Origin of the sequence: Desulfitobacterium sp. (genome assembly GCF_034927245.1) — a bacterium.
GTDB lineage: Bacteria > Bacillota > Desulfitobacteriia > Desulfitobacteriales > Desulfitobacteriaceae > Desulfitobacterium_A.
Map to the genome: position 1 here is coordinate 66,436 of NZ_JAYFQK010000039.1, position 16,989 is coordinate 83,424.

Annotated in this window: 13 protein-coding genes; 4 read left to right on the top strand and 9 right to left on the bottom strand. The window is 43.5% G+C overall.

The features are described from left to right. Window positions 1-9: 9 nt before the first annotated feature. Both VB077_RS10510 and VB077_RS10515 read left to right on the top strand, forming a co-directional pair. A complete protein-coding gene (locus VB077_RS10510; RefSeq protein ID WP_323415190.1) occupies window positions 10-2,166 on the top strand; it encodes an NHLP family bacteriocin export ABC transporter peptidase/permease/ATPase subunit in 2,157 nt (718 codons plus the stop codon). Between the two features lie 25 nt (window positions 2,167-2,191). Next, window positions 2,192-4,912, top strand: a complete 2,721-nt coding sequence (locus VB077_RS10515; protein WP_323415191.1) for an NHLP bacteriocin export ABC transporter permease/ATPase subunit — start codon at window positions 2,192-2,194, stop codon at window positions 4,910-4,912. A 120-nt stretch (window positions 4,913-5,032) separates the two neighbouring features. Here VB077_RS10515 and VB077_RS10520 read toward each other — a convergent pair whose 3' ends face one another. Next, complete coding sequence (locus tag VB077_RS10520) at window positions 5,033-6,385, bottom strand: acetyl-CoA hydrolase/transferase family protein (RefSeq protein WP_323415192.1); 1,353 nt, start codon at window positions 6,383-6,385, stop codon at window positions 5,033-5,035. Window positions 6,386-6,387: 2 nt separating this feature from the next. Then, complete coding sequence (locus tag VB077_RS10525; protein WP_323415193.1) at window positions 6,388-7,596, bottom strand: MFS transporter; 1,209 nt, start codon at window positions 7,594-7,596, stop codon at window positions 6,388-6,390. Window positions 7,597-7,885: 289 nt separating this feature from the next. On the opposite strand from VB077_RS10525, the gene VB077_RS10530 reads away from it, so the two are divergent. Together VB077_RS10530 and VB077_RS10535 are read left to right on the top strand one after the other, a co-directional pair. Then, window positions 7,886-8,299 carry a LysR family transcriptional regulator gene (locus VB077_RS10530; protein ID WP_323415194.1) on the top strand — a complete coding sequence of 138 codons (414 nt, stop codon included), beginning with the start codon at window positions 7,886-7,888 and terminating at the stop codon, window positions 8,297-8,299. Beyond that, window positions 8,214-8,774, top strand: a complete 561-nt coding sequence (locus VB077_RS10535) for a LysR substrate-binding domain-containing protein (protein WP_323415202.1) — start codon at window positions 8,214-8,216, stop codon at window positions 8,772-8,774. Before VB077_RS10530 ends, VB077_RS10535 begins: the two co-directional genes overlap by 86 nt. An 18-nt stretch (window positions 8,775-8,792) precedes the next feature. Here VB077_RS10535 and VB077_RS10540 read toward each other — a convergent pair whose 3' ends face one another. The 7 genes from VB077_RS10540 to VB077_RS10565 form a co-directional block, all read right to left on the bottom strand. Continuing rightward, the gene (locus VB077_RS10540) at window positions 8,793-9,554 is read right to left on the bottom strand and encodes a LytTR family DNA-binding domain-containing protein (RefSeq protein WP_323415195.1); all 762 of its coding nucleotides are present in this window, start codon (window positions 9,552-9,554) and stop codon (window positions 8,793-8,795) included. A 1-nt stretch (window position 9,555) separates the two neighbouring features. Further along, window positions 9,556-12,492 (bottom strand): ATP-binding protein, encoded by a 2,937-nt coding sequence (locus VB077_RS10545; protein ID WP_323415196.1) that lies wholly within the window; start codon window positions 12,490-12,492, stop codon window positions 9,556-9,558. A gap of 46 nt (window positions 12,493-12,538) precedes the next feature. Further along, a complete protein-coding gene (locus VB077_RS10550; protein ID WP_323415197.1) occupies window positions 12,539-13,150 on the bottom strand; it encodes an SGNH/GDSL hydrolase family protein in 612 nt (203 codons plus the stop codon). Window positions 13,151-13,250: 100 nt separating this feature from the next. Continuing rightward, window positions 13,251-13,727: a VanZ family protein gene (locus VB077_RS16630; protein WP_416337051.1), complete on the bottom strand. Its 477-nt coding sequence runs from the start codon at window positions 13,725-13,727 to the stop codon at window positions 13,251-13,253. Between the two features lie 228 nt (window positions 13,728-13,955). After that, window positions 13,956-14,786, bottom strand: coding sequence for a VanW family protein (locus tag VB077_RS10555; protein WP_323415198.1), 831 nt, complete (start codon window positions 14,784-14,786; stop codon window positions 13,956-13,958). Window positions 14,787-14,968: 182 nt separating this feature from the next. Continuing rightward, window positions 14,969-15,307 (bottom strand): carboxymuconolactone decarboxylase family protein, encoded by a 339-nt coding sequence (locus VB077_RS10560; RefSeq protein WP_323415199.1) that lies wholly within the window; start codon window positions 15,305-15,307, stop codon window positions 14,969-14,971. 179 nt (window positions 15,308-15,486) lie between these two features. Then, the gene (locus VB077_RS10565) at window positions 15,487-16,824 is read right to left on the bottom strand and encodes an MFS transporter (protein ID WP_323415200.1); all 1,338 of its coding nucleotides are present in this window, start codon (window positions 16,822-16,824) and stop codon (window positions 15,487-15,489) included. Between the last annotated feature and the right edge of the window lie 165 nt (window positions 16,825-16,989).

Here is a 16,989-nt window from a genome sequence, read left to right on the forward strand (position 1 = left end):
TTGAAATCAATGGGAAAAAGTTATCGCGTGAAGGTTCCCACGACACTTCAAATGGAAGCGGTCGAATGCGGAGCGGCATCCCTAAAAATGATTTTAGATTACTTTGGTAAACACATTCCGCTTGAGGAAGTCAGGGCAGCATGCGGCGTATCTCGTGACGGAAGTAAAGCCAGCAATATTTTGAAAGCAGCCAGAAATTATGGTTTGGAGGCCAAAGGGTTTAAAAAGGAACCTGAGAATTTGAAGGAAATGTCCCTGCCTTTGATTGTTCATTGGAATTTCAGTCATTTTCTGGTTCTTGAAGGCTTTCGCAAAGGGAAAGTTTTTCTGAATGATCCCGCTTCCGGAAGAAGAACTGTCACAGAAGAAGAATTTAATCAATCCTTTACAGGGATCGTTCTGACCCTTACCCTAACTCCCCAATTCCAAAAGGAAGGAAATCAACAAAGCCTTACCCTTTCCTTAAAAAAACGTCTCAAAGGTTCAGAAATCGCTTTAATCTATGTCATCCTTTTAGGACTTGCTCTCGTAATTCCGGGATTAGTTATTCCTGTATTTTCCGAAATTTTTGTGGACGATATTTTGCTGGGCGGAAGAAATTCCTGGATTACCCCCCTTCTGTTAGGAATGGGAGTAACCGCCATTCTCAGAGGAATTTTAACCTGGCTCCAGCAATTCTACTTATTAAGATTAGAAACAAAAATTGCGTTAACAACCTCCGGCCAGTTTTTATGGCATATTTTAAGGCTGCCTGCCGAATTTTTTGCTCAGCGTTCAGCTGGGGATTTAACCTCTCGGATGCAGAGCAATGACAGAGTTGCAAAACTATTGTCGGGAAAATTGGCAACCACAGCTTTAAATTTTATCATGATCATTTTCTACTTTGTGTTAATGCTTCTGTATAATGTCACCTTAACCCTAGTCGGCTTAGCCATTGCTCTTCTGAATGTTGTTTACCTCAAGTTTGTGTCCGCTAAACGAGTTGATCAGAACCGGAAGCTTTTAAAAGATCGAGGTTATGCTGCCGGTATAGGTATGACGGGCTTGCAAATCATCGAAACCCTTAAAGCAACAGGTTCAGAATCAAACTTTTTTGCTAAATGGTCCGGATATCAGGCTAAAGCCCTGAATACCGAACAGGAACTCGGTGTTTCTACACAATTTTTAACGGTCTTCCCTACTTTCCTAACAGGAATTAATAATATGATCATCCTCGTCCTCGGAGGGTATTTAATCCTTGAAGGGCAAATGACTATCGGTATGTTAGTCGCTTTTCAAAGTCTTATGACCAGTTTTATGACTCCTGTGACAGAACTCGTAGGCCTTGCGGCAGAGCTTCAGGAAGTAGAAGGAGAAATGAACCGCTTAGATGATGTCTTAAAATACCCTGTCGATCAGAGAACACAGACGGAACCGGAAGAACTCGCCTCTGATGCAGGACAAAGACTGAAAGGATTTCTGGAACTAAGGCAAGTAAGCTTTGGCTATAATTCACTCGAAGCTCCCTTAATTGAGGATTTTAATTTAACCCTCAGACCAGGATCCAGAGTCGCTCTCGTTGGAGGTTCAGGAAGCGGTAAATCTACAGTCGCTAAATTAGTGAGCGGTATTTACAAGCCCCGGTTCGGTGAAATCCTCTTTGATGAAAAACCCCGTTCAGCCTATTCCAAAGCCGTCATTAGCAATTCTCTGGCTATGGTCGACCAGGAAATCAGTATGTTCCAAGGCACGATACGAGATAACATCACCCTGTGGGATGAAACCATTTCGGAATTTGAACTCATTCGGGCAGCCAAAGATGCCTGTATCCACGATGATATCACAGCTCGCCACGGAGGCTATGATCATTGGGTAGAGGAAGGCGGAAAAAACTTCAGCGGAGGACAGCGACAAAGGCTGGAAATTGCGAGAGCCTTAGTCCAAAACCCCACCCTTTTGATCATGGATGAAGCGACAAGTGCCCTCGATCCCTTAACCGAAAAAAGTGTGGATGAAAATATTCGGCGCCGCGGCTGCACCTGTATCATTGTGGCACATCGACTCAGTACAATTCGGGATTGTGATGAAATCATCGTCCTTGAGAAAGGGAAAATTGTTGAAAGAGGGACACATGAAGAGTTGTTTGAGCAGGACGGAATTTACGCTAAATTGATCAAAACAGGTTGATTATCGTTAAAAAGCGGGTGATTTATTGAGTATTCAAGACTTTTTTCACCAAAAAGGCATTCTGTTTCCCATTAAGGGAAATAAACCTCGAATTCTTGATGATGATAACTATGTCTGGATGGTTGAACAAGGGGAGATTTCTGTCTTTCTAACCACTCTTACCCCAGACTGTAAACCGGGAGTCAAAACCTTTTTATTTACAGTTCGGGAGGGAGACTTGCTTTTTGGTATGACCCCTGAAGGTTCCAAGGAGAAAAGTTGTCTCCTTACATCAGGACTCGTCGGTTCAACCCTGATTCGTCTCGAGGTAAGCTTGCTAAGTACATTGTTTTCCGGAGAAACGGCAGAAGAAATGACAAATCGGGTTCAGGACTGGTTCAGTGCTTGTGAACAATTAAGCCACGAAAAATATACGTACCCAAAAGAAATTGCAGCAACCGAAGAAGAGTTGGGAGAAAAGTTAGGACAGGAATATTCCTATACAACAGACGCTCGGGTTAGGAAAAATTATCATAGCCAGGTTCTCTATAGTGCCCTTGCTCTATGGGAAGAACAAGAACGTGAGGTTGGAAAACGTCTTCAAGAAAAGGCAAGCTCTGATCACCGTCTTATGACAAACTCAATCTACAGACTGGCCTCAATTAATCAAAAAAAGAATGAAAACCACCTTCAAGAAGAAAGTGGTCATGCTCTATTAGATGCTTGCCGTTTAGTTGGCCAAAGCATGAATATTGAGATTGTTCCCCCCCCCTTAAACCGAGATGACAGCTCAAGTGATCTTCATTTAGAGGATATTGCCCGTGCCTCCCGTATTCGGACCAGAGAAGTCGTCTTGCAAGGAGAATGGTACAAACAGGATGAAGGACCTATCCTGGGGTATAAGGAAGACGATAATCAACCGATTGCCTTGATTCCTGCTTCGCCTTCTAAATATTTCTACCACGATACTTCCTTGGGAATAAAGAAAGTCGTGGACAAAGAGACTGCTGCGCAAATTAAGGGTTTTGGCTTTGTTTTTTATCGACCGTTTGCACCTAAGATAATTAGGCTTCGAGACCTTGTAACATTTGGTTTCCAAAACTGCTGGAAACGGGATTTGAGTACGATTGTCTTGATGGGGATCTTTGGAGGTCTATTGGGAACAGCAACACCTATAGCTACAGGAATTGTTTTCAACACAATTATCCCTGAAGGAGCTAAAGGGCAATTACTTCAAATTGCGCTAATCCTAAGTACAAGTGTCCTCGCCGCCATGCTTTTTCAATTTACTCGCTCACTGGCCGTATTACGTATGGAGGGCAAAATGGATAGTTCCCTGCAGTCCGCAGTCTGGGATCGCCTAATTAGCCTTCCGGTACCCTTTTTTAAACAATTCTCGGCAGGAGAATTAGCCATGCGAGCAATGAGTATCAGCCAAATTCGACTTATCCTTTCGGGAACAACCCTTAATGCAATTTTATCCAGTCTTTTTTCTGTCTTTACTTTTGCTCTTCTCTTTTACTATGACTCAAGGCTTGCCTTCATAGCAACTTTACTTGTTCTGGCTGCAATTATTGTTATGGGTTATTTAGGTTATCGGCAAGTAAGCTACGAGCGCAAAATATTGGAAATCTCCAATAATATCTCGGGTATGATGTTCCAATTCATCGGAGGAGTGACGAAATTCCGGGTAGCAGGAGCTGAAATCCGAGCTTTTCATCGCTGGGCCAAGGAATTTGGAGAACAGCGGAAATTATCCTTTAAGAAGGAAACTTTAGGCAACGTATTAGTCACATTCAACTCATTTTTTCCGATCCTATCAAATCTTGTTATTTTCTATACGCTGACGTCAACCCAAGGCGCTTTGTCACCCGGCCAATTTATCGCTTTCAATTCAGCCTTTGTAACCTTTATGCTTTCCATGGTTTCGTTATCTGAGTCTTTGATTAGTGCCAATATCGTTATTCCCTTATATCAAAAAGCGAAGCCTATTCTTGAAACTTTACCAGAGTATGATGAAACAAAAATTAACCCCAAGCCCCTAACGGGATCAATTGAGGTCAGTCATGTATCTTTTCGTTATAATGAAGACGGCCCTTTGATCTTGAAAGATATTTCGCTGCAGATCAATGAGGGTGATTATGCAGCAATCGTGGGCACTTCGGGCTGTGGCAAATCAACTTTATTCAGGGTTTTGCTGGGCTTTGAAAAGACAGAAATGGGAAAGGTTTATTATAACGGTCAGGACTTGTCCAAAGTTGATATTCGAATGGTCCGCAAGCAAATAGGCGTCGTCCTGCAAAATGGGAAACTGATGACGGGAAACATCTTTAGCAATATTACCGGATCCAATCCTTTCCTCACAATAGACGATGCATGGGAAGCAGCCAGGATGGCCGGTATTGAAGAAGATATCAAAGAGATGCCAATGGGAATGCATACGATTATTACTGAAGGCTCCGGGTCAATCTCAGGAGGACAAATGCAACGTTTGATGATCGCCCGCGCCATTATTAACAAACCTAAAATTATTTATTTCGATGAAGCGACCAGCGCTTTAGACAACCGTACGCAGGCCATTGTCAGCGATAGTCTGGATCGGCTTCAGGCGACACGAGTCGTTATTGCCCATCGCCTAAGTACTATTATGAACTGCAATAAGATTTTCGTCATGGATCAGGGCAGAATCGTAGAAAGCGGAACTTATCAAGAGCTAATGGATCGCCAAGGTCTTTTTACTGAGCTGGCCAAAAGGCAACTGGCGTAACAAAGTAATCTCTATTCTTTCTTTGCCCTTTCCGTTCCAAAGATTGTGTCCAAAAAACACCCCCTGCTGTAGGAAAACAACTACAAAAGGGGGTGTTGCTATGCGAGGGAAAACGTTTTTTTACCAAATCCTGTTTATTTCGGCTTGTCGGCGCAGCTCCTCGCGAAAGTCCGGATGCGCAATGTTGATGAGCGCTTCAACGCGGCGGCTCACATTTAGTCCGCGCAGCCAGGCAATGCCGTATTCCGTCACCACGTAGTCCGTGTCGTTGCGGGACGTGGTGACGACCGAGCCTTCCCGCAAAAACGGCACAATCTTCGAGTGAAGAACCTCTTTACCGCTTTCGTCCTTGGTGGTATAGGTGGAGTGCATGGCGATAATCGACTTGCCGCCGGGAGACATCTGCGCGCCCTGCACTGTTTCCGACTGTCCGCCAGTGCCGGACCACTGGGTGTGGCCGACCGTTTCCGAAGCGCATTGGCCGGTAAGGTCAACCTCCAGTGTGGCGTTCACCGAAATAAATTTGTTGTTTTTTCCAATGGTGTACGGGTCATTGGTAAATGTGCAGGATTTAAACAAAACAGATGGATTATTGTCGATGTAGTCGTACAGCCTCTGGCTGCCCATTGTGAAAGAGCAAACCGAGTAACCATTGAGCAAACCCTTTTGGGAATTGTCCACTGCGCCGCATTCAATCAAATCCACCATAGTTTCCGTAAACATTTCTGTGTGGATTCCCAAATGACGCTTGCTCTTCAGCTCCGTCGCCACCGCATTCGGAATATTGCCGATTCCCAGCTGAATCGTGGAGCCGTCCTCGATCAGTGAAGCAACATATCTGCCGATTGCCGCATCCACTTCGGTGTAGGGAGCTAGCTTGCTTTTGAAGATGGGGCGGTCGGATTCCACAACTGCCGCAACCTCGGAAATGTGAACCTGTGTGTCACCGAAGGTACGGGGAAAATTGGGGTTCACCTCCACGATGGCAAGCGCCCCCTTGTTGATCAGATCCCGCTCGTAAATCGCGCTGATGGACAGGGACATATAGCCGTGCTGATCCATGGGGGATACAGTGGCCAGCACCACGGGACGGCGGTTTTCATAAGCGATGCGGTCAAGGGTTTTGCGCAGAATGGAGGTAGAGCTTTGGGGCACATCGCTCACCAGTTTTTTGGTCTGTGCATCGCGCAGACCGGCATTGAAAAACCAGCCGTTATGTGCCATAACCCCCTTCATTTCAGGGTCCTTGAACGATTCGTAATACTTTAGGGGCAGGCAGGTATTCAAAACCGTATTTTTTACGCCGGTTTTCTTGAGGTACTGCAATTTTTCAAGAATCGCCTCAGGCTCCCCGGCCGCTTGGGCAGAAAACATATAATCGTTGTCCTGAATTAATTCCAGCGCCTGTTCGGCGGTCATTTTTTTCTCACGATATATTTCTTCAAACGATCTCATAAAAATCTTCCTTTCCATACTTACTTCTTCTTTTCCTTTGCTGTGCGTCCTGTTTCCGGAAGAAGGAACGATCCGAGGAAGAAGGTTGCGCTCATCACCAGCGCGATGGTCAATCCGGCCGAATACCCGGATTTGTCAATCACAATGCCGATCAGATAGAACACTACCGATTCGATCACATAGGACAGCGCCCAGAACAGCCCCATAATGGTCGTCAGCTTTGCGGGAGACATGTTCGGCAATTCCTGCGGAATCATTACGAGGGAAGTGATCGGCAAGAACATCAGCACGCCGATGGCCAAGGCGGCAATCATCGAAAGCATACCGTTTTTCGTGTTAAACATCAGCACGCCGAACAAGGTCATGGCCAGACCGCTCCAACGGATCACGGGCAGGCGCTTGAAGTACACCTTAGACAGCATAATCGCCAGCACGGAACCGACGACGCCGCCGACCGCCACCAAGATGCTGAGTGTTTTAGAGTTGATTGCGGTTACGCCGGAAATCGGGAAAATATTGAGCAGAACAATGTAGAAGGTAAGTAATCCGGAATAGGTAAGCGGCAGGAACCAGTTGATTTTTTCCTTAAGCGCATCTCCTATGGTATATTTCTCCGTATCTGCACCGGATGAACGATTCAACTCAAAGTCCTGTCCCACAATCGGCCATGCGATAAACAATACGGCGCTGATTGCTGCGAAAAATGCCATACTGTACTGCCAGGTCTGCATCCAGTGGATGACTGGGCCGACGATCAGCATTGCGATGATTCCGCCGACATTGTAGGCAACGTTATTGATCGCATTGACCGTCGGGCGCTTTTCAGGGGCAAAAAAGTGAATGACAACGGGGCTGAAATAAACCACATACAGCGCACCACCAAACCCCATAAGGAAACGACCCAAAATAAAAATCCAATACTGCGGCGCCAGCACAGCCAGCACACTGCCCGTGACAATCAGCCCAGAACCCAAGCCGATCGCCTTTTTGGGCAGCAGCTTGACAAGAATTCCGGCGGCCATGAAGTTACCGATGATTTTGGCGATGGTGATGGCGTTGGAAATAAAGGTTGCCGATGCAAACGACTGCAGATCGAAATACTCCATAATCTGCGGCGTCAGCGTGCTGCCGGCGATCCAGTTCACAGCGAAAAACGCGTATGTGAAAAACATCACCATCTCAATCAGTATGACTCTGACGGAAGATATTTTTTTCTCTTGCTCTAGCATAAACACCTCTCCTCTCGCTTGCGTACGGCCGCGCGCAAGCAGTTCATTTCGTCTGCTTTAGCCAAAGCTTTTCCTCGCTATTATCATAACACGGTGTTTTTTCAAAAGAGAAATACATAAATTTCATACCCGTATGAATCAAATTCATACAAAAGCACCTCTTGATCAACAATTTCGGGATTACAATCATAAGATTTCCAAGTATAATGAAAATAGTGGGAATAACGGAAATAGTGGAAATAACGAGAATAATGAAAATAGAATATATAATTTGAGGAGGAAATCTCCAATGACAATGATTCAGCTGGCTTACTATGTGGAAGTAGTAAAGCAACGCAATTTTACAAGAGCGGCTGAGAAGCTTTTCGTCAGCCAATCGACCCTGAGCAAGGCCATTCGCGCACTGGAGAATGAATTTCAGGCGGAATTCATCGAACGCCGGGCGAAGGATCTTCTGATTACAGAGGACGGTTTAGCATTTTATGAATATGCAACAAAACTGCTCGACTATTATCATACGCAAACGCAGGAGCTGGAGCAGCAGCTGCGCCGCGCGGGTGGTACCCTGACCCTCGGTCTCCCCCCCCACCGCAGGGACCATCTATTTTTCCTCTCTGATTTATCAATTTCGGCAGGCCTACCCGGAAACCGACTTACAGATTACGGAGATCACCTCCAAATCGATCCGGGATCTGGTGGGTGACGGAATGCTCGACTTGGGCGTGGTGATCGAACCGTTTTCAGACAGTAAGTTTTGCAGTCAAACTGTTTTTCACTCGGAGGCCGTGCTGGTCGTCCCCAAGCAACATCCGCTTGCCTCCGAAAGCTGCGTGGAGTTCGGGGCACTGAAGGCGGAACGTTTGTTAATGGTTTCCCGGGATTATATGTATTACGATGTAATGCTGGAACGCTGCAAAGCCGCGGGTTTTACACCGAACATCGTTTTTGAAAGCTCCCAATGGGATTTGCTTTTGGAGATGGTTGCCAACAATCAGGGGGTTAGCATTTTGCCCAGGCCCCTGATCGATAAGCTGTACGCCGGCCGTGTGTGTCAGCTCCACCTGAAGAACCCGGAATTTCCCTGGGCACTCTCCGTCATTTACCGCACGGATAAGTTTCTGACCGTACCCATGCAGCGCTTTTTAAAAATATGCGGCAAATCCAAGCAGTCCCCGTAAAAAAAATCTTGGGTCATTTTATAGACCCAAGATTTTTTTAAGTTCTTTTGCTTTACTTCTGCTTACCGGAATTTCTTCAGGGTAATTTGCAATTTTGAGTAAGTAGGTATGGTTAAACATCGGCAGGATTTTCTCAATCTTGTCAAAGTTGACTAAGTAGCTCTTGTGACAACGGAAAAAATTAAAGGGTTCTAATCTTTCTTCCCAATAGTTGATGGATTGTTTCGTAAGATAGGTCTTTTTTGGGGTATAAATTATGGCGCCGCGGCCTTGCGGGGTAAACATGATCACGTCGGAAGGCGTCAACAGGATTATCTTACCCGCCTCTTCCGCAGCAATAATTTTATTAAATCCATCACCATATATCTGTCTGATTTTCGGAAGTTCAGCGACCCATGTTGTCTTTTCCTTACCCCCTCTGAGATTGGTTATGACCTTGCGAACGGTTTGATCAATTCTTTTAAGAGAAACAGGTTTCAAAATATAATCAATCGCATTGTAATCGAACGCGTTCAAAGCATATTGGTCATAGGCCGTTACAAATACAAAATAAGTTTCCGGCAGAATTTGCATGATCTCTTCCGCCACATCGAGTCCGCTGATTTCCGGCATCTTAATATCTAAAAATATCAATTCCGGTTTATATTCCTCTATTTTTTCCAGGGCCGTAATGGGATCGGTAAAAGTCGCGCTAATATGGATCTCCGGATATTGTTTTAAGAGATACTCCAGTTGAGTTACCGCTATTTCCTCATCATCAATGAGAAGAGTGTCAATCAAATTAAGTCACCTCATTGCTTGGTATTTTTACTGTAACGATTGTTCCTTGGTTTAAGCTGCTTTGAATATCGAGTCCGCATCCGTAATGTTTTAGCAGCCTCTTATGAATATTCTTAAGACCGATTCCCACTTCCTGTGCATCCTTATCGTTCAGTAAGCACTCCAGCTTAGCGGAGGCCATCCCTACACCATCATCGGCTACACAAATGACCGTTTCACCGTTTACTTCTTTGATTGAAATACGGACCGTTCCGCCGTTTCTTTTGGGATAAACGCCATGTTTCACGGCATTTTCAACTAAGGGCTGCAGAATAAGCGGCGGAATCAGGGGATTCGCGTTCGTTTCAATATCGTATTCAATCCGGAGACGTTTGCCATAACGGACTTGCTCGATAGCCAAATATGATTGGACAAGATCCAGTTCTTGTTTCAGGGGAATAAGTTCCAAGCTGTTAAACCGGAATTTTCCCTGTAAATAGTTGCTTAACTCCTCCAGGATTTCTGCTGCCTGCAAAGGATCGATCCGGCAAAGCGCTGTAATCGTATTCATCGTGTTATATAAAAAATGAAGCTGGATTTGAGCTTGCAGGACCGAAATTTCTGCCTGATGTATTTTACGCTCCGTCTCATAGACTTCCTTGGAATGCAATTGAGCCTGAGCCCGAGCAAGCAATTCCTTCTTATGAAATGGTTTCGTAATATAATCATTGGCTTTGGCCATAAACGCAACCTCGATATCTTCGGGGCGATTGCGAACGGTTGTTATGATAATGGGTAATTGATTTTCGGGATATTTCTTTCTGATTTCCCGGCACACTTCGATTCCGTTGAGGCCCGGCATCATCATATCCAGGAGCACTAAGTCATAATCATTCTCATTGATTTTCTTTAAGGCTGCTTCGCCGTCTTTGACACAATCTATTTTATAATGGAGCCCATAAAAACAGTTTTTTATGAGGGTAAGATTAATTTCCTCATCATCGACAGCTAAAATTCGGGGAACTCCGGGCTGCGGTTTAAGATCTTCTTCCGAACTCAATGGTTCAACTGCCGGTGAACCTTGAATTTGCCCGACCATTGATGCCGGAGCGGGAGTTGTTTTTTTCGGAAGTTCCGGTTCCTCACCGTTCCAGCGCGGTAATGAAAAACGAAAACAAGAACCTTTGCCGGAATTTGAAACGACAGTAAGTACGCTGTGATGTAATTCAACTAAGCTCTTCGATATGGAAAGACCTAATCCCAAACCGCCATAAATATTCCCTCGCGAGGGATCCCCTTGCTCAAACGGATTGAAAATGGTTTCGAGTTGCGTTTGGGGTATACCAATCCCCGTATCACTCACCGAGATAAGGATAGTATCCTCTCCCTCTAAATGAGCCTCAACCACGACCTTTCCGACCGCTGTAAATTTTAAGGCGTTGCGCACAAGGTTGTGGAGAATCTGCATGACTCTTTCGCTATCCGCAAACACGGGGGGTAAGTCCGGGGGAACCTCGTTTTCTAACTTCACCTTTTTTTCATTGGCGAAAAATTGCTCTAAGGTAATCACCATTTGAGCAAGATCCTGAAGATAAACCCTTGTTCTATTTAAGCGGACTTGATTATATTTTAAAATTGAAAAATCGGCGATTTCATCAACAAGTTTTGTTAAACGTTCACCGCTTCGAAGGATGAGATCCAAGTTTTCCCCAAATCCCGGCTGTTGATTCGCTAATTCATCCTTTGTACATTCCGCAAGTCCCATGATACCATGCAGCGGTGTCTTTAATTCATGGCAAACCTTGGTGAGAAATTCATCCTTCATACGGTCAAGATTTAAAAGATGTTTTTGAGCTTCTTCCAACTCCTCGCGGGCCGCATTGCTTCGCTTCAGATTTAAAATGAGGGACACAATGTAAGCGAACATCAAGGTAAAAATAATAATAATGGAACTGATGATCAGCAAGAGAACCAATAATTTATTAGCCGGGATGAATAATTCGTTTTCATCGACAACGGTGACTAAGGTCCATCCGGCGATTGAAATCGGATTATAAAAGGCAATTTTCTTCTCGCCGTTGTCTGTAAACCGAAAGATACCTGACTGACCGTTTGCCGCCAGCTTCCCAAGCTTTTGCATATTCTCATCATCGACTGTCGATGTTTTTTCCTTCATATTCCACGAAGCGTTCGGATGGGTCATAAAAGTACCATCTTGAGCCAGCAAAAATCCATAACCCTTATCTCCGTAACTCGTTTGCTGGGCTATTTGTTGAATCGTCTCGATCGTTAAGCTGGCCGCGGCCCCGGCGACTACTTTACCTGTGTCATCCTTTTTCCAGGCTTCCATCAGGACCATATTGCGCCCATAGGCCTGGGAATAGACCGGTTTAAAAATCGAATCATAAACACCACCTGCTGTTGAATACCTTTTGGCTGCTTCAACGGTGGCTTCTTGAGCCCAAGGATCGGTTTTATTGGTACCATCTTTAACATTATAGTACCGCGCTTTAAGCTTTCCGAGCATTTCGGGATTGTTCCATTCATCCGGTTGTAAATAATTAATGATATGTAAAGCCGCATATTCATTCGGATAGACTGTCGAAACATATTTCCAGCGAGACTGATTCAATTCATCAATCAAGCGAATCGATTCATCATTTCGTGTCAGATCAAGTTGGGGATTGAGTTTTAAAGCCTGATCCAAAATCGGACTTTCAACCGTTTCACGAACTTCTCCCAGCCGCGCTTCCAGCCAAGTATTAATATGACTGGCTGATTCCCCCGTGCGTGCGGACATGGCATCAATCAGTTCATTTTCACTTACTTTATTGAATTGGAAAAAGCTAACGATGGTTAATAGCAGCAATCCCACCATTATGATCGCTATGCTTGTAATCACAAATTTTGATTTAAGGTTATACTTTCTTAGGGTAGAAATCTTAGCTCTTCCTTTCAAAGGTAATGCAACATAATTATATTAAATGTAATGGAGGCCTTCAAGTTTAAAACCATTTGCCGCGGGGTTGGATTGCGTCTAGCCTTTGCACCGCTGTTTCTCCCATCATCCGGTACCCTTCGATACTAGGATGAACTTCATCAACATACAGTTTATCCGCCCCACCGGCTTGGATCGCACGTTGAAATGGGGTATAAAAATCGATCACCACCATCTTTTCCCGGTTGGCATAGTCTTTCAGCCAATTCCGGTATTCCGCCAGAAATTTTTCTTCGGACGATAATAAAGAGGGGGTGGATAAGCCAAGGATAGGAATAATCCCGTAATGGCTGCATTTTTCCACCATCGCGCTAAAATTCGCGCTGACACGGCTCAGGGGAAGCCCTTCATACGCATCATTTGCCCCGCCCAGAATTATCACGTGGGTTGGGTTATACGAGATGACATCCCGTGGGAAACGCTCCAACATGCCCTGCGTGAAATCGCCGTTTATTCCTTGATTGACGATTTCTATTTTTAATTTTCGAGTCGCATATTCTACCCAAGATTCCTGAGGGCTGAAAGGATAACCTTCGGTGATGGAATCCCCTAAAGCCACAATTTTCATTTGTTCGCCTTCCACTCTTATCATTTTTCCTTTTGAATTATTCAATCGCATAGTCGAGATCAGTCCCCCCAATTTCTCCACATCCTTCTGACTCTTCAGCCATTTACATTATTGTCTTTTACTAATAATAAACTCAGCACATCGAAACAGGTTACGACCCAGGGTTAGACCAAGTTTTTACGATGCGAAAGTTGAGACCTTTATAAATTAGAAATCCAATAACAGACCCTAAAGTATTAAGTATGATATCATCTATATCGAATTGTCCAACGTTCGTCAGTAATTGGATTAGTTCAAATGACAAACTGATCATTAAGCATATGGCAACGATTTTCCTCATTTTATTTATTCTTTTCAACAAAAAGGGTAGTAAAAATCCCATTGGTATAAATGCAATTATGTTTCCCAATAATTCAAAGACACATGTTTTAAAATCTGATTTCAGGCAATACGAAATTATCGTTTTAAACGGAATAATATTATAGGATCTTTCAGGAAGCTGCATTAATAATAAAGACATTGTGAATCCATATTTTAAAAGGATTACTTTTATTAAAAACAGTAGATATAAGAAAAATAGCATTACAAATAATGCTTTATGTGTTTTGTGTCTTAAATCAAGTTTCATAAATAATCCCCTTTAATTATTAACTGAGAACTACTTTGTGATTGAAAGCACATCTTTTGGATTCTAACCGCGAACTATGTTCGGAAAGTGTTGATCCCATTCATCACTATTCATCGGCATTAATCATGCCGTTATTTCCGGTTCCTAGTCATTATGAACGGATGCTCAAATACAGGAAAGAGCTATTAAAACTTGATTTTTGTCATCCTTATTAACTTTATTAACTTTTTATCCCTTCTCCAGCAAGGGTTCATACATCATAATAGCATGGTTTTCTGTGACAAGCTCATCGGTAACAAGATTATCACAGTCATCCCAAACTTTTCGTCTTATAACATTATGACGCGTGTAATCGCCCCACCATTCTTGTTTTATCAAATGTTCGCTCTCGTAGACTTCGTAATGGTAAGGACAGGATTGCTCACATCTCCATTCTCCTTCTAAGTCATTATCCCCTACCCTAACCTTAAGTTGGTATTCATGTTCAGTATCATTTCTTATCTGTAAGTCAACATAATTATAAACAACAGTCGCGCCACTTCCAAAGGGTTGGGTTCGATTTACATCGGGAAAAACGTCGTGTGTGTGCCGCCAACGTTCCGTAACAGTTAATGGTGTGTGTAAACTCATCCAAAAGATCAGGTTTGAGAGTTGACATAAACCGCCACCCACGCCTGCAGTATATGACCCGTTTGTTAAAACCATCCCTTTTAGGTATCCCTTTGCTTTTGTCGGTTTTCCGACTAAACGCCAAAATGAAAAAGTTTCTCCCGGTTTCAAGATAATCCCATCAAGCTTTTCACAAGCCAGCTTTAGATTAGTCGCTTTATTCTCCTGCAGCCACATATCCACATTACGCAATTGTCTATATAATGGTGTTTTATGAGATACCACGATATAAGGAAGTTCAATCTTTCTCAATTCTAAGGCATAGCTGATTGATCGGTTAAATATCCATTTGAAATATCGTCGCAAGGTGAAGTACAACTTCCCCAAAAGCATTCGTATGGGGGATCGTGAAGCCGGCTTTTTAGATTGATATTGGTAGTTCAAAACCATAGTAATTTCCTCCCTCACCTCTCACTTTTTCTGAATCATCTCAATAACAGGTCTTTTCGTGATAGCCAAATAAATCCCTTCTTTTTGCTATACAAACGCCCTTTATAACGATAAATAAAACTATAGCCGGGAGTTCAGCAGTCTTGCTTCTTTCCCGGCCCTTAACAGAATCGTCGTTGATATTAACCCACTTCCTCCATTACCTTCCTTAGGATTAAGATGCCTTCCATTGTTTTAGGAAATCCTGCAGTCGGTGCAACCAGCATTATAGCGTGCTCAATTTCTTCTTTTGAACATCCACTCTTCAATGCTTTGAGAATATGAGTTCTTAAAGCAAATGGATATTGTGATGCAGTAGACAATGCAATTTTAATTAACCAACATATTTTTTGATCAAGAGGTCCGCTTTCGTGGACTAATTTTCCATACCTTTCATAGGCTTTGTAAACCTCTTCATGATTTGTTGTAAAATATTTTAGGTTTTTCTCGATAACATCCATATTATCAAAATAATCTTTCATATAGGTCCTCCTTACTTGTGTTGTAACTTACCTTTTTAGTATGTACTTTCTCAATGTTGTTTAACCATGTACATTAAAAACCCCAAATCGTCATCCCGCTTTAAAACGGGAGAAAATTTGGGGTTTTAACTCTTAATTTACTGATATGAATTCAAGTCATTCACTTCTTTTATTGTGCTTTAGTTGATATCATCGAGAGATTTGCCTTTGGTTTCTTCACCTAGGATTAGAACATCAAGCGCAACGATAATGAGAACTATCGTGAACATCACGAAGACTGCGTTCGTCGTCATTTTCATGGTTCCAAGCATACTTCCGACAACGATTGGAGCAAGGATACCCCCAATTCGTCCGAAGCCTGCGGCCCAACCGGTACCGGTTGCCCGAGCACGGGTGGGATACATTTCTGGGGAATAGGTGTAGATAACACCCCAAGCACCTAAGTTGAAAAATGACATTAAACAGCCAAACGTCAGAATCATTGCAGCCGTATTCGCCTGTCCGAAGAAATAAGCACAGACAGCGGTACCCAAAATATAAACGGTCATAGTTGGCTTACGGCCAATCTTATCCACAAAGTAAGCGGCACTAAAGTAGCCCGGTACCTGCGCTAAGGTCATTGCCATAACATAACTGAAGCTCTTTGTTAAGGCGAACCCTTTCAAGGCCAAGAGGGATGGTAACCAAGTAAAGATACCATAATATGAGAACACAACGCCAAACCACATGATCCAGAGAAATACCGTTCTTCGAAGAAGTTTACCCTTGAATAGATCAAGAACAGTAACCTGGGAAGCCGGTGCAGCTGCCGGAGCAGGGGTAACTTCTTTTTCTTCTTTTTCGCCGGTGTATTTAATACCGGCTTGAGCTTCAACTTTGGCAACAATAGCTTCGGCTTCGGCATATCTTCCTTTTGCTTCCAGATAACGAGGAGATTCCGGGATAGCCTTCCAGAGATAGAAAATATAAAGTGCCGGAGCAGCGCCGATAAAGAAAGCAACCGGCCAACCGAATCTAGGAATAACAACATAAGAAATCAATGCAGCGATTAACCAACCAGCAGCCCAGAAACTCTCTAATAACACGAGGAACTTACCGCGGTGCTTCACTGGGGAAAATTCGCTGACAAGGGTAACTGCAACAGGAAGCTGTCCCCCAAGGCCAAAGCCTACCAAGAACCGGAAGAACAACAACGACCCATAGTTCCAGGAAAGACCACATAATCCAGTCGCAATACTATACATAGCAAGGGTAAAAGCAAAAACCTTTTTACGTCCAACGATATCGGCAATTGATCCGCCTAAAACAGCGCCTAAAGCCATACCGACAAGACCAATACTACCGATATATCCTACTTGTTCCGTCGATAAGTTCCAAGTTTTCATTAAAACCGGAAGAACGAATGAAACGATACCCGTGTCCATGGAATCAAACATCCAACCTAATCCAGCGGTAATTAACAAAATATAGTGGAATCTAGAAACGGGTAAATTTTCAAGACGTTTGGTTAGACTCATTCAATACCCTCCTTATTATTTACCAATAGCCTCTCGGCATTCGCCGAGGTAGATAGCTCAAGACTTTGCTTGAACCATCAATATTGAATTCCTCCTACTTTTCGGTAGGGGGTTTTCATTTTTGGAAACACCAAATTGGAAATTCCCTCAGAAAATTTTTATTGC

Excerpts from the sequence above, each read along its gene's own strand:
- VB077_RS10560 (WP_323415199.1), bottom strand. The coding sequence starts at position 15,307 with ATGAAAGATTATTTTGATAATATGGATGTTATCGAGAAAAACCTAAAA.
- VB077_RS10550 (WP_323415197.1), bottom strand. The coding sequence starts at position 13,150 with ATGCGATTGAATAATTCAAAAGGAAAAATGATAAGAGTGGAAGGCGAA.
- VB077_RS10565 (WP_323415200.1), bottom strand. The coding sequence starts at position 16,824 with ATGAGTCTAACCAAACGTCTTGAAAATTTACCCGTTTCTAGATTCCAC.
- VB077_RS10520 (WP_323415192.1), bottom strand. The coding sequence starts at position 6,385 with ATGGAAAGGAAGATTTTTATGAGATCGTTTGAAGAAATATATCGTGAG.
- VB077_RS10530 (WP_323415194.1), top strand. The coding sequence starts at position 7,886 with ATGACAATGATTCAGCTGGCTTACTATGTGGAAGTAGTAAAGCAACGC.
- VB077_RS10525 (WP_323415193.1), bottom strand. The coding sequence starts at position 7,596 with ATGCTAGAGCAAGAGAAAAAAATATCTTCCGTCAGAGTCATACTGATT.
- VB077_RS10555 (WP_323415198.1), bottom strand. The coding sequence starts at position 14,786 with ATGGTTTTGAACTACCAATATCAATCTAAAAAGCCGGCTTCACGATCC.
- VB077_RS16630 (WP_416337051.1), bottom strand. The coding sequence starts at position 13,727 with ATGAAACTTGATTTAAGACACAAAACACATAAAGCATTATTTGTAATG.
- VB077_RS10510 (WP_323415190.1), top strand. The coding sequence starts at position 10 with ATGGGAAAAAGTTATCGCGTGAAGGTTCCCACGACACTTCAAATGGAA.